Annotated in this window: 11 protein-coding genes; 4 read left to right on the top strand and 7 right to left on the bottom strand. The window is 71.7% G+C overall.

Annotated features, from left to right (window positions below; translation table 11 throughout):
• Window positions 1-46: 46 nt before the first annotated feature.
• Window positions 47-544: a MarR family winged helix-turn-helix transcriptional regulator gene (locus IE145_RS15150; protein ID WP_189525578.1), complete on the top strand. Its 498-nt coding sequence runs from the start codon at window positions 47-49 to the stop codon at window positions 542-544.
• Here the strand turns inward: IE145_RS15150 and IE145_RS15155 are convergent.
• Window positions 500-1,288, bottom strand: coding sequence for a response regulator transcription factor (locus tag IE145_RS15155; protein WP_189525579.1), 789 nt, complete (start codon window positions 1,286-1,288; stop codon window positions 500-502). The two genes, IE145_RS15150 and IE145_RS15155, sit on opposite strands and share 45 nt — an antisense overlap.
• 268 nt (window positions 1,289-1,556) lie before the next feature.
• Between IE145_RS15155 and IE145_RS15160 the strand changes: the two genes are divergently transcribed.
• The gene (locus tag IE145_RS15160) at window positions 1,557-1,997 is read left to right on the top strand and encodes a GNAT family N-acetyltransferase (RefSeq protein ID WP_189525580.1); all 441 of its coding nucleotides are present in this window, start codon (window positions 1,557-1,559) and stop codon (window positions 1,995-1,997) included.
• Window positions 1,998-2,062: 65 nt separating this feature from the next.
• Here IE145_RS15160 and galK read toward each other — a convergent pair whose 3' ends face one another.
• The 3 genes from galK to galT are packed head-to-tail and all read right to left on the bottom strand — an operon-like array spanning window position 2,063 to window position 5,300.
• Window positions 2,063-3,265, bottom strand: a complete 1,203-nt coding sequence (galK, locus tag IE145_RS15165) for a galactokinase (protein WP_189525581.1) — start codon at window positions 3,263-3,265, stop codon at window positions 2,063-2,065.
• The gene (gene galE, locus IE145_RS15170; RefSeq protein ID WP_189525619.1) at window positions 3,262-4,242 is read right to left on the bottom strand and encodes a UDP-glucose 4-epimerase GalE; all 981 of its coding nucleotides are present in this window, start codon (window positions 4,240-4,242) and stop codon (window positions 3,262-3,264) included. The genes galK and galE overlap by 4 nt, the downstream gene beginning before the upstream one ends.
• 14 nt (window positions 4,243-4,256) lie before the next feature.
• Entirely contained in the window at window positions 4,257-5,300 is a 1,044-nt protein-coding gene (gene galT / locus IE145_RS15175) for a galactose-1-phosphate uridylyltransferase (RefSeq protein WP_189525582.1), read from the bottom strand.
• Between the two features lie 244 nt (window positions 5,301-5,544).
• Between galT and IE145_RS15180 the strand changes: the two genes are divergently transcribed.
• Together IE145_RS15180 and IE145_RS15185 are read left to right on the top strand one after the other, a co-directional pair.
• Window positions 5,545-7,215 (top strand): sodium:solute symporter family protein, encoded by a 1,671-nt coding sequence (locus IE145_RS15180; RefSeq protein WP_189525583.1) that lies wholly within the window; start codon window positions 5,545-5,547, stop codon window positions 7,213-7,215.
• Between the two features lie 15 nt (window positions 7,216-7,230).
• Window positions 7,231-7,551, top strand: a complete 321-nt coding sequence (locus tag IE145_RS15185) for a hypothetical protein (RefSeq protein ID WP_189525584.1) — start codon at window positions 7,231-7,233, stop codon at window positions 7,549-7,551.
• A 42-nt stretch (window positions 7,552-7,593) separates the two neighbouring features.
• Here the strand turns inward: IE145_RS15185 and IE145_RS15190 are convergent, their stop codons facing one another.
• From IE145_RS15190 to IE145_RS15200, 3 genes are all read right to left on the bottom strand, one after another.
• On the bottom strand, window positions 7,594-8,382 hold the full coding sequence (locus IE145_RS15190; RefSeq protein WP_189525585.1) for a helix-turn-helix transcriptional regulator: 789 nt from the start codon (window positions 8,380-8,382) through the stop codon (window positions 7,594-7,596).
• Between the two features lie 253 nt (window positions 8,383-8,635).
• Window positions 8,636-10,558: an outer membrane protein assembly factor BamB family protein gene (locus tag IE145_RS15195; RefSeq protein ID WP_189525586.1), complete on the bottom strand. Its 1,923-nt coding sequence runs from the start codon at window positions 10,556-10,558 to the stop codon at window positions 8,636-8,638.
• A gap of 163 nt (window positions 10,559-10,721) precedes the next feature.
• On the bottom strand, window positions 10,722-12,632 hold the full coding sequence (locus tag IE145_RS15200) for an outer membrane protein assembly factor BamB family protein (RefSeq protein WP_189525587.1): 1,911 nt from the start codon (window positions 12,630-12,632) through the stop codon (window positions 10,722-10,724).
• Between the last annotated feature and the right edge of the window lie 58 nt (window positions 12,633-12,690).

Below are 12,690 nucleotides of genomic sequence, written 5' to 3' on the forward strand. Positions count from 1 at the left end.
TGAATTCAAGAGACTTCATGTCGAGGGACCCTCTACACTGATCGACATGGAGGACGAGGTCGACCGACTGGTCGCTGCATGGCGCCGCGAGCGCCCCGACCTCGACGTGGAACCACTCGAGGTGCTCAGTCGCGTCTCCCGCCTGGCACGCCACCTCGACCGGGCCCGCCGCATAGCCTTCTCCGAGCACAACCTGGAGCCGTGGGAGTTCGACGTGCTCACGTCGCTGCGCCGGGCCGGTCCCCCGTACCAGCTCTCCCCCGGGCAGCTCCTCACTCAGACCCTGGTCACCTCGGGCACGATGACCAACCGCATCGACCGGCTCACCAAGAAGAACCTCGTCGAGCGGCTGCCCGACCCCAACGACCGGCGCGGCGTCCTCGTCCGGCTCACGGCCGAGGGGCGCGACAAGGCCGACCAGTCGCTGGCCGGACTCCTCGACCAGGAGCGCGCCATCCTCGGCGAGCTCTCCCGCGCCCAGCGCGGCGAACTGGCCGGTCTACTGCGCCAGTTGACCGCCCCGTTCGACAACATCCCGACCTGACCCAGCCGGGTCCGGGCCCACGGGGCCGACCCCCGCCCGACGGGCCAGCGCCACCGCCGCCAGCGTCGAGTGCACGCCGAGCTTGCCCAGCACGTTCTGCATGTGGGTACGCACCGTGTGCGGGGACAGGAACAACCGCTCCGCGACCGCTTTGCGGCCCAGGCCGGCCACCATGCAGCGCAGCACCTCGCGCTCCCGGGGCGTCAGCGACTCCACCAGCCGCTCGCTCTCGGAGCGGTGCTTGCGGGCGGCGGTCAGCTCCCGCAGGACGCCGGTGAGCAGGGCGGGCGGCAGATGCGTCTCGTCGCGCAGCACGCCTCGGATCACCGACAGCAGCCGTTGCAGCGAGCAGTCCTTGGCCACCCAGCCCGAGGCCCCCGCCTGGAGCGCCCGGGCGGCGGCGCGCGGGTCGTCCTTCTCGGCCAGCACCACCGACCGCACGCCCGGCCGGGCCGCACGGACCCCGGCGACCAGGGCGATGCCGTCGACGGCGGCCGTCTCCTCCTGCCGGGGCGCGGGGACGGCGGGAGGCTCGCCGCCACCCGACTGGGCGCCCAGCTCGGCGTCGACCAGGAGCACGTCGTAGCCCCGCCCCTCGGCGGCCGCGCGCTCCAGTGCGCGCAGCGCGGCCGGGCCGCTGCCCGCCGCCAGGACATCCACGTCCGGTTCGGCCGCGAGGGCGGCCGCGAGCGACTCGGCGAAGATGCGGTGGTCGTCCACCACGAGAACCCGGATACGCGCCACAGAACCCCCATCGGTGGGTCGGAAAGCTGCGGGTACGGCGCCCGGGGCTCCACTGCGGCCTGCCACGCCGACGACCGCCGTCGTCGAACCGCCTGCCGCCCTGCCCCGGACGCCGTACCCGGCTTTCTCGCTCCCCTGAATCGACACCGGCCCCCACCGGTGCTGTGCATCAGCGTACGGGCGGGGGCCACGGGGTGAAGGCGATTCGCCGAACTGGTCGCCCCCGGTGTCCGGACCCGCCGTTGCCGGTGGGTCTTAGGGTGTGTTCATGTTCCGTCTTGAGACAGAAGTGGACAAAGAACGTCGCATTCTGCTGAGCGGGCGTCTGCACGAGGAAAACGTCGCCGCGTCGGCCGAGCTGCGGGCGCTGCTCTCCACCTCCGCCGAGCACGAAGTTCCGCTGGAGGTGTGGGCGTTGGACGAGCACGGGGCCCTGGCGGGCGGGCTGACCGGGCGGACCTGGGCGTACTGGCTGCACGTCGATCTGCTCTGGGTCGACACCCCGCACCGGGGCCTCGGCCTCGGCGCGCGACTGCTCGCCGAGGCCGAACGGACCGCCCGCACGGAACGCGCCTGCACTCGCTCGCGACTGGAGACCTGGGATTTCCAGGCCCCCGGTTTCTACCGCCGCCAGGGGTACGTGGAGATCGGCCGGGTCGCCGACTACCCGCCCGGCGTCACCGAGTTCATCCTGGTCAAGGAGTTGTGATCCGGGCCGCGGAGACGGGACGAAGGCCCTCGGGCCCGGCCCGGCCGGCTTCCGGGCCCCCGGGCTCAGCGCAGCCGGCGCGCTCCGGCGGACGGGACCGCGTCGAAGATCCCCGGGGCCGCGTGTCCGGCCGCCGCGAACGCCTCGCTGACCGCCTTGGCCACCGTGCCGGCCGCCGCCTCCTCCACCAGGACGACCGCCGAGCCGCCGAAGCCGCCCCCGGTCATCCGCGCACCGAGCGCCCCGGCCGCGTTCGCCGCCTCGACCACCAGGTCCAACTCGGGGCAGGAGACGCGGAGATCGTCGCGGAGCGAGGCGTGGCCCGCGTTCAGGACGGGGCCCGCGGCGCGGACGTCACCCGTGTCGAGCAGGGAGATGACCTGCTCGACCCGGCGGTTGTCGCTGACGACATGGCGTACGTAGCGGATGACCGACTCGTCCGCCCCGGCGTCGGCGAGCGTGGTGAGCGCCGCGTCGAGACCGGCGTACGGCAGATCGCGCAGCATCGGTATGCCGAGCAGCCGGGCGCCCTCCTCGCAGCCGGCCCGGCGCTCCGCGTACGCCCCGTCGCCGAGCGCGTGCTTGACCCGGGTGTCGACGACCAGGAGGGTCAGGCCCTGGGCGGCCAGGTCGAAGGGGACCTGGCGCAGCGAGAGGTCGCGGGTGTCCAGATGGAGGGCGTGGCCCTCGGTGCAGCAGGCCGAGGCCATCTGGTCCATGATCCCGCAGGGCACACCGACGAAGGCGTTCTCGGCACGGCGGCCGATGACGGCGAGTTCGGCGGCGCTCAGGCCGAGTTGGAAGAGGTCGCTCACAGCGAGCGCGGTGACGACTTCCAGGGCGGCGGAGGAGGAGAGCCCGGCGCCGGTGGGCACGGTGGAGGTCAGCGCGATGTCCGCCCCGGTGACCGGGTGCCCGGCCTCGCGCAGCGCCCAGAGGACCCCGGCGGGGTAGGCGGCCCAGCCGTGGCCGGAGTGCGGGGCGAGTTCGTCGACGCGCAGCGAGACGACACCACCGGGGACGTCGGTGGAGTAGAGGCGCAGCACGCCGTCGTCGCGGCGGGAGACGGCGGCGACGGCGGTGTGCGGGAGGGCGAGCGGCATGACGAAGCCGTCGTTGAAGTCGGTGTACTCGCCGATCAGGTTCACTCGTCCGGGTGCGGCCCAGATGCCCTCGGGCACGCCCCCGTACAACTCGGTGAAGGTGGCGGCGGGGTCGGTCCGGTGCCCTTCGGCGGCGGCCGCGGTCGGTTCGGCGTGCTGGGTCATGGGGTGGTCGTGTCCTCTCGGCGGGCGAACTGCCAGGCGTCGGCGATGATTCCGGCCAGGTCGGCGCGGGACGGCTGCCAGCCGAGGCGCTCGATCGCGGTGGCGGCGGAGGCGACGAGGACGGCCGGGTCGCCGCCGCGGCGGGGGGCGGCGGTCTCGGGGACCGGGTGGCCGGTGACCTTGCGGACGGTCTCGATGACCTCGCGGACCGAGAAGCCGTTGCCGTTGCCGAGGTTGCAGATCAGGTGCTCGCCCGGGGCGGCGGCGGTGAGGGCCAGCAGGTGGGCCTCGGCGAGGTCGGCGACGTGGATGTAGTCGCGGACGCAGGTGCCGTCGGGGGTGGGGTAGTCGTCGCCGTAGACGTTGATCGACTCGCGCCTGCCGAGGGCGACTTGGAGGACCAGCGGGATGAGATGCGACTCGGGTTCGTGCCGCTCGCCGCAACTGCCGTACGCTCCGGCCACGTTGAAGTAGCGCAGCGAGACGGCGGCCAGCCCGTGGGCGGTGGCCTCGCCGCTGATCATGTGGTCGACGGCGAGCTTGGACGCGCCGTAGGGGCTGGTGGGGGCGGTGGGGTCGGCCTCGGTGATGGGGCTGGAGACCGGTTCGCCGTAGGTGGCGGCGGTGGAGGAGAAGACGAGGGTGCGGACGCCGTGTTCGCGCATGGCGGCGAGCAGGGCTGTGGTGCCGCCGACGTTGTTGACCCAGTACTTCTCGGGGTTCACGACGGACTCGCCGACCTGGGAGAAGGCGGCGAAGTGCAGGACGCCGTCGTAGGAGGGGTCCAGATGGCGGGCGGCGTCCTGGATGCGGCCCTCGATGAACGCGGCCCCGTCCGGGACGCCCTCACGGAAGCCGGTGGACAGGTCGTCGAGGACGGTCACGGTGTGCCCGGCCTCCAGCAGATGCTGGGCGACGACGCTGCCGACGTATCCGGCACCGCCGGTGACCAGGTACTTCTTGGACGGGTGGGACACGCTCTGGGGGTTGCTCACTGGCTCGCTACCTCTCGCAGTCGCTCGGCCGCGGCCTCCGGCGGCACGTCGTTGATGAACACGCTCATGCCGGACTCGGACCCCGCGAGGAACTTCAGCTTGCCGGAGGTCCGGCGAATGGTGAAAAGCTCCAGGTGCAGGGCGAAGTCCTCCCGGCCGTCGCCCCCGAACGGCGCCTGGTGCCAGGCGGAGATGTACGGGGTCGGCGGCTCACCGGGGCCGAAGATCCGGTCGAAGCGCCTCAAGAGTTCCAGATAGACCTGGGGGAACTCTGTCCGCGCGCCCTCGTCCAGCTCCCGCAGATCGGGGACGCGGCGGCGGGGGTACAGGTGGACCTCGTAGGGCCAGTGCGCCGCGTAGGGGACGAAGGCGATCCAGTGACCGGTGGCGAGGACGACGCGTGAGCCGTCCTTCTCCTCGCGGGCGACCACGTCGTCGAAGAGGTTGGAGCCGGTCTCCTCGCGGTGCCGGGCGGCCGAGCGGAGCATCAGCTCGGTGCGCGGGGTGACGAAGGGGTAGCCGTAGATCTGGCCGTGCGGATGGCCGAGGGTGACGCCGATCTCGGCGCCGCGGTTCTCGAAGCAGAAGACCTGGGTGACCTGGTCGAGGGCGGCCAGGGCGGCGGTGCGGTCGGTCCAGGCGGCAAGGACGAGTGCGGCCTGCTCCTCGGTGAGGTCGGCGAAGGACGCGTCGTGGTCGGAGGTGAAGCAGACGACCTCGCAGCGGCCGGAGTCACCGGCGAGCGACGGGAAGCGGTTCTCGAAGACCGCCACGTCGTAGTGGCCGTCGGGGATCTCGCTGGGCCGGCCCTCCCGGGTGGGGCAGAGCGGGCAGGCGTCGGCCGGCGGGTGGTAGGTGCGGGCCTGGCGGTGCGAGGCGATGGCGACCGCGTCACCGAGCAGCGGGTCGCGGCGGATCTCGGACGAGGTCGAGACGGGGCCCAGGGGGCGCCGGTCGACCGCGTCGCGGACGGTGTCCTCCGCGGCGTCGTAGTAGATCAGCTCACGCCCGTCGGCCAGGGTCGTCACTGTCTTCTTCACCAGGGTCCTCCACCCAATCCCTCCAACATAATCGCACATAACAAATCACGAGCAAACACGTCCGGTCAATGTCGAAGGTGCGGTAGATCACGAGTGGTTCCGTGCGGGCGCGGGTCGCATACGCGGACATTCGACCGCGCTCGATCACGATCGAACAAAGAACCCCAACGAAACTGTTCATTTCTTGAACATGGCGGCGTAAGTTCCGTCGGGTTACGTTCGCGATACGAAGCGAGTACCCCCCATGCAGACACTGGCCGAAGGGCTTCGGCTCCCCACGAACGGGCTCGACTACGCCATCCTGGCGATCTACTTCGCCGTCGTACTCGGCATCGGCTTCATGGCCCGTGCCAGCGTGAAGACGAGCCTCGACTTCTTCCTCTCCGGACGGTCCCTGCCCGCCTGGGTGACCGGGCTCGCCTTCGTCGCGGCGAACCTCGGCGCCACCGAGATCCTCGGGATGGCGGCCACCGGCGCGCAGTACGGCGTCGCGGTGGTGCACTGGTACTGGATCGGCGCGATCCCCGCCATGGTCTTCCTCGGTCTGGTGATGATGCCGTTCTACTACCGCTCCAAGGTGCGCTCCGTGCCGGAGTTCCTGCTCCAGCGGTTCGACAGGTCCGCGCACCTGCTGAGCTCCGTGCTCTTCGCGTTCGCGGCGATCCTCATCGCGGGCGTCAACCTCTACGCCCTGTCGATCGTCGTGGAGGCGCTCCTCGGCTGGCCGCAGTGGGTCGCGATCGTCGTCGCGGGCCTGTTCGTGCTGGTCTACATCACGATCGGCGGGCTCTCCTCGGCGATCTACAACGAGGTGCTCCAGTTCTTCGTCATCCTCGCCGCGCTGATCCCCCTCACCGTCCTCGGCCTGAAGCGGGTCGGCGGCTGGGACGCGATGAGCGACTCGCTGACGCGGCAGCACGGCGGCGACTTCATGACCGCCTGGGGCGGCACCGGCATCGGTGACGCCAACCCGCTGGGCGCCAACTGGCTGACGATCATCCTCGGCCTCGGCTTCGTGCTGTCCTTCGGCTACTGGACGACGAACTTCGCCGAGGTGCAGCGCGCGCTGTCCGCGAAGAACCTCTCCGCCGCCAAGCGCACCCCGCTGATCGCCGCCTTCCCCAAGATCTTCATCGTCTTCGCCGTGATGATCCCGGGCCTGGTCGCCGCCGTGATCGTGCCCCGGATCGGCACCCCGGACTCCGATCTGACCTACAACGACGCGATACCCCTGCTGATGCAGGAACTGCTGCCCAACGGTGTCCTCGGCATCGCCGTGACCGGTCTGCTCGCCGCGTTCATGGCGGGCATGGCGGCCAACGTGTCCTCGTTCAACACGGTGTTCACCACCGACATCTGGCAGCGGTACGTGGTGAAGGACAAGCCGGACACGTACTACCTGCGCTTCGGGCGGCTGATCACCGCGATCGGCGTGCTGGCCTCGATCGGCACGGCGTTCATCGCCGCCAGCTTCTCGAACATCATGAGCTACTTGCAGACGCTGTTCTCGTTCTTCAACGTCCCGATGTTCGTCGTCTTCATCATCGGCATGTTCTGGAAGCGCGCTTCCATGAAGTCCGGTGTCTGGGGCCTGGTGGCCGGTACCGCCGCCGCGATGGTCAACTACTTCTGGATCTACCGGGGCGGGATCATCGACATCCCCTCCGACCAGGGCGCCAACTTCGTCTCCGCGATCGTCGGCTTCGTCGCCGGAGCGGTCGTCATGGTCGTCGTCACCCTCTTCACCGCGCCGAAGCCGGAGGCGGAGCTGGCCGGTCTGGTGTACGGGACCGAGTCGCCGAGCCCCGACGAGGAGCTGGAGGAGGCCGACCGGGCCTGGTACCGCAAGCCGGCCCTGCTCGGCTGGGGCGCGATCGTGCTCGCCGCCGCGTGCTACATCCCCTACTCGTTCTGATCGGAGGCACTCACCATGTCCGACCTGCACAAGGAAGTCTCCGAGCTGGAGCGCAAGTCCGCGACCGCGGCCCGTCTCTTCGACATCCGGCGGATCATCGGCGGCCTGTTCGTGGTCTACGGAGTGATCGTCACCATCGCCGGGCTCAGTCCGTCCGACGCCGATCTGAAGAAGGCCGAGGGCGTCCACATCAACCTGTGGACCGGCCTCGCCATGCTGGCGCTCGGCCTGTTCTTCCTGGTCTGGATGAAGCTGCGCCCGGCCGAGGCCCCGGCGGCCCCGGAAGCGGAGCCGGAGCGAGCGCGGGAGCGGGAGCCGGGGCCCGACGCGGGCTGACCCGCCGCCGTCGCCGCCCTCGCCGCGCTCAGGGGCCGTACGTCACCCACGCTGTCCGGGAACGTACGGCCCCCGCCGCGTTCCGCCGGGCGCGCCGTCGGGGGCGTACGAGCCCTGCGGCGACGGGCCGTCGGAGGCGTAGGAGCCCTGTGACGGCACGCCCCCGGTCGCCGCGGCGCGCTCCAGCAGTCCCGTACGGGCGGCGAGGGCGGCCGCCTCCAGCCGGGAGCCGACCCCGAGCTTCATCAGGACCCGCTGGACATGGGTGCGGGCGGTGCTCGGGGCGATGTCCATGCCGGCCGCGATCAGCCGGGTGCCCTCGCCCTCGGCGACCCGCACCAGCACCTCGGCCTCGCGCGGGGTGAGCATCCGCAGCAGCCGCCGCCCCTCGTCGTCGGGCTGGGCCGCCGGGTTGAGCAGCTCGGCGAAGGCCCCCCGCAGCAGCTGCGGGGCGATGGCGCTCTCCCCCGCCCGCGCCTTGAGCATGGCCCGCTCGACGCCCTCGATGCGCTCGTCGTGCCGGACGTACCCCGCGGCCCCGGCGGCGAACGCCGCGGCGATCCCGCGCGGGCTGGGCACCGGCCCGAGGACCACCACCGCCACCTGCGGGCGCTCCTGGCCGATGCGCGCGATCGGGTCGAAGGCGCCGGGGGCGGCGGGCGAGGCCGTACCGAACAGGCAGACCTCCGGGGCCCGGCTGACGACCAGTTCCGCCGCACCGGAGGTCGGCGCGGCGGCCGCGAGCACCCGGTGCCCGCGAAGTTTCAGCGCCGAGGCGAGTGCCTCGGCGAGCAGACGGTGATCGTCGACCACCATGAGCCGCACGCCCATCGGTCCTCAGCCCCTATAAGCCCTGTACGCCCGGCCCCCCGGACTCCTGACCCGGCAAGGTACACGCTCGCCCGACGCCGCGCGGCGCTTACGTGGCAGAAGATCCGGGGAATGCCGAATTCTGCGCCCTTCGGCCCTCGTTGACCTGCGGCCGGTGATCACCTCGCGAGCGAGCGGGGCGGAAAATGATCGGCCCCGCCGGTCGGGAAATCGACCGGCGGGGCCTGTTGACGCCCCGGGAGGGGCGGGGTGATCAGTCGGTGCCGTAGGCGACGACCAGGTAGACCTTCTCGTCGGGGGTGACGGTGCTGGGCTTGTGGACCGACCTGGCGGCCATGTAGAACTGCCCGTCGGAGTAGAGCAGTTCGGCCGAGTTGATGTTGAAGCGCTTCTCCGCCTTGCGGATCGCCTCGTCGTCCGGGTTCTCCATCAGCGTGGTCTGCTTGAAGGTCTCGCCGTCGATGGAGACAACCTGGCCGCCCTTGTCGTAGGGGGCCTCCTTGTAGGCGATGATGCTGGTGCCGTCCATCCGGAGCGGGGTCAGGATGTGGCGGTCGCCCGCGTCCGCCCGGCCGCCGAGGAGCTTGCCGGTGTCCAGGTCGAAGGCGACGACCTCGTTCGTGTCGCCGTACTCGCTGGTTCCGTCGTGGCGCTCGGTCGGCAGGTAGAGCCGGTTGTTGCCGACGGCCATGTTCCGGCACCTCTCGACCTCGGTGGAGTCGCAGTCGCCCGCGTACTTCTCCGCGTCGGCGGGGATACGGACCTTCAGCTTGCCGGTCGCCGCGTCGATCGAGAAGAAGTCGGAGATGCCGCTGCCGTCGCCGGCGGTGTCGCCGACGTCGGCCGCGACCACCAGCGGCTTGGTGGAGACGATGTGCGCGTACTCGACGCCGGCGGGCATCTGGTACGAGGACAGGGGAGCGCCGGACGTCGGGTTCAGCGCCTGCACGGTGAGCTGCGGGCTGTCGTACGTACCGCACTTGCGGACCACGGCGAGGGCCTCGCCGCCCGCGTAGCCGCGGTCGTAGCAGCCGTCCGCGCCGGTCTTCGGCTTCCAGAGTTCGGCGCCGGTGTCCAGCTTGAAGGCCGCGCCGCCCGAGGTGCCGCCCGCGGCGACGGTGGTACCGCTGAGCGTGACCTCGTCGAAGCTGACCGGCCGGTCACCGCCGGTGGAGGAGGTGACGCTCTTGCTCCACAGGAGCTTCCCCGCGGCCAGGTCGATCACGCCGACCTGGTTGCACGCCGGGTACTTCTTCTCCTTGGTCGGCTTCGACTCCTGGAAGACGATGGCCGTCTTGTAGTCCTTGCTCACGTGCCGGGACGTGGAGCAGATCTCGCCGGCCAGCGGGAAGGACCAGAGCTTGGTGCCCTTGTCGCGGTCGTAGCCGTTGATCTCGTTGATGCCGGACTTCACGTACGTCTTGTCGGTGAGCCAGGAGCCCTCGACCGTGACGAGGTCCTTGACCACCGGCTGCGGCACCTGGAAGGCGACCTTGGACTTGGTGTTGGCGGGCACCTTCTCGCTGCCGCCGGCCAGTCCGCTGCCCTTGCCGCCCTTGCTCTCGCCGCCGGTGGAGCCGGAGGAGGACGCCTCGCCCTTGCCGCCGTCGTCACCGCTGGTGGCGGAGTAGATGACCCCGGCGCCGATGATCAGCACCACGGCGACGGCCGCGGCGACGATGATCTGCATCTGGGTGGAGAACTTCTTGCCGCCGTTGCCGCCCGGCTGCGGGGCCCCGAACTGCGGCTGCATCGGCTGGGTCGGGTAGCCGTACGCCTGCTGCGGCATCCCGGGCTGGCCGGGCTGGCCGGGCTGGCCGCCGGGTCCCTGCGGGTAGCCGTACCCCGGCTGCGGGGCCTGGGGGTAGCCGTAGCCGTTGGGCTGCGGCGCGGGCGGGGTGGGGTAGCCGCCCGGCGCCGGGGGCGGCGGGGTGCCGTAGCCCCCGGCGGGCGCGTCCTGCGGCTGCTGGGGCGCGGCGGGCGGCTGCGGCGGGGCGGCGGGCGGCTGCTGGGGCTGCTTGCCGAAGGGGTCCGCGGGCGGCGTCGGCTGGCCGAAGCCGCCGGGCGGCGGGTCCTGCGGCGCGCCGAACCCGCCCGAGGGCGGACCGGCGGGCGGCGCCGGGGGCGTGTTCGACGGCTCGTCGGGGTTGGGTGGCTGCTGCGGCGGCTGGGTCATGGCGTGCGTACCTCGGGGGACGAGTGGGTGTGGGGGCGCGTGTGGCAGGGGACGGCCGGCGGCGTTCGGAGTCCGGGGGCGGCCGACGGCGTTCGGGTGCCGGGGCCGGGGCCGGGGCCGGGCGATGTCCGGGCGCCGGGGCAGGGAGATGTCCGGCGGACCGTCACTTCTCGAACACCAGCATCGTCGTCTGCTCCAGCTCTTCCTTGTCGTTGCTCGCGCTCACACGCTCGCTGAAGATGAAGGAACGGCCGTCCCGGTAGAGGACCTTGGCCGAGAAGAAGCCGTTCTCGACCCGGCCGGCGCCCGCCGGGTGCTGGAGCAGCGTCTTGGGGGTGCCACCGGTCGGCGGAAGGGTCACGATGGCGCCCGCGGTGTCGTACTTCGGCCGCATGTAGAGCAGGACGTTGCCGCCCTCCATGCCCAGCGGCTTGAGAACGCGCTCGGCCGGGGCGGGCGCCTCCCACTTGGGCTTCCCGGTGTTCAGGTTGAAGGCGATGACCTTGTTCGTCCGGCCGGTGCCGCTCGAATCGTCCTCGGTCGCGATGTAGAAGGTGTTGGCGTCGGCGGCGACGCCGCTGCACCCTTCGAGCTTCTGGCCGAAGATCGCGAAGCGGCTGCCGCAGTCGGCGGTGAGCTTGGCGCCCTTGGCGGGCACGAGCTGGGAGCGGAGCTTGCCGCTCTCGGTGAGCGCGACGATGGTGTACTGCTTCTTCTCCTCGTGCTCCAGCCGGACGACGAGCGGGGTGGAGGAGTAGACCCTGCTGACTTCCCAGCCGCGCGGCGGCGCGTACGTCCACCGGGGCTTGCCGGTGGCCGGGTCCAGCTCCTGGACCTGGTGCTGCGGGTTCTTCACGTCGTCGGTGCGGCAGCTGGCCGCGGCGATCAGCTTGTCGCCCCCGGAGAAGGCGAAGGGCTTGCAGTTGCCCTCGGGGTTGCCGAACAGCTCCTTGCCGTCGCTGACCCGGTAGGCGTTGGAGTTGCCGGTGCGTCCCACGGCGACGGTGTCCCCGCTGATCGCCAGACCGATGTCCGACAGGAAGTCCCAGGTCCCGTTCTTCTTGATCTCCTTCTTCCAGCCGGCCTTGCCGGTGTTGAGGTCGACCATCTGGAGGACGGAGCAGTTGGCCCGGTCCGTGGTGCCGTTCTTCACCCCGATGACGATCTTGCCGTCGGCGGTCGGGGTGTTGGGGGTGGCGCACACGTCGGCGGGGAGGTCGAGCTTCCACTTCTGCTTGCCGTCGGCCACGGAGTAGCCGGACACGCCCCGGTACATGGCCTTGGCGACCACGTCGCCGGCGAACCAGGGGCCCTGGACGGCCGAGCCGTTGCGCGGCAGGTCGACGTCGTTCTTCTGGAGCCAGGCGACCTTGGCCTCGCCCGGCTTGCGCCCGGCGTTGAGGTCGTCGCCGGCCTCGCGCCCGTCACCGCTGCCGTCGCCCTCGTCGACCGTGGGCGACTCGCTGGGGCCCTTGGGGTCGTTGCTGCCGGTGGCGACGGGCTTCTTCGGGTCCTCGTCGCCGCTGTCGCTCACGAGGAACCAGGTGCCCGCCCCGGCCGCCAGGACCACGGCGAGCGCCGCCGCGACCACGATGCCGGTCTTCCCCTTGAGGAACCCGCCACCGGAGCCCGGTCCGCCGGGGGCGGGGGCGCCGGGGTACTGCTGCTGCGGATAGCCGTACCCGGCCTGCGGCTGCTGCCCGTACGGGCCGGGGGCCTGCTGACCGTAGGGCCCGGACTGCTGGCCGTACGGACCGGGGGCCTGCTGGCCGTACGGGCCGGGAGCCTGCTGGCCGTACGGGCCGGGGGCCTGGCCGGGCTGCTGCGGATAGCCGTAGCCGGGCTGCGCCGGGGGCTGCTGGGGGTAGCCGTACGCCGGGGCGCCCGGCGGGGGCGTCTGCGGCGGGCCGGCCGGGGGCGCGGGCGGCTGGGCAGGCGGCGTCTGCGGCGGCTTGGCCAGGTCCGGCTGGCCGGGGGACGGCTGGTCCTGCGGCGGCTGAGCAGCTCCGTTCGGCGGCTCCTGCGGAGCCCCGAAGCCTCCCTGCGGCGGTTGCTGGCTGGGCGGCTGGCTCATATCAGCACGTCCCCCTTCGTGCGGCCCGGTGCGCGATCCGGTCTCCCCCGCATTTCCT

It is taken from the genome of Streptomyces sindenensis, assembly GCF_014649035.1.
GTDB lineage: Bacteria > Actinomycetota > Actinomycetes > Streptomycetales > Streptomycetaceae > Streptomyces > Streptomyces sindenensis.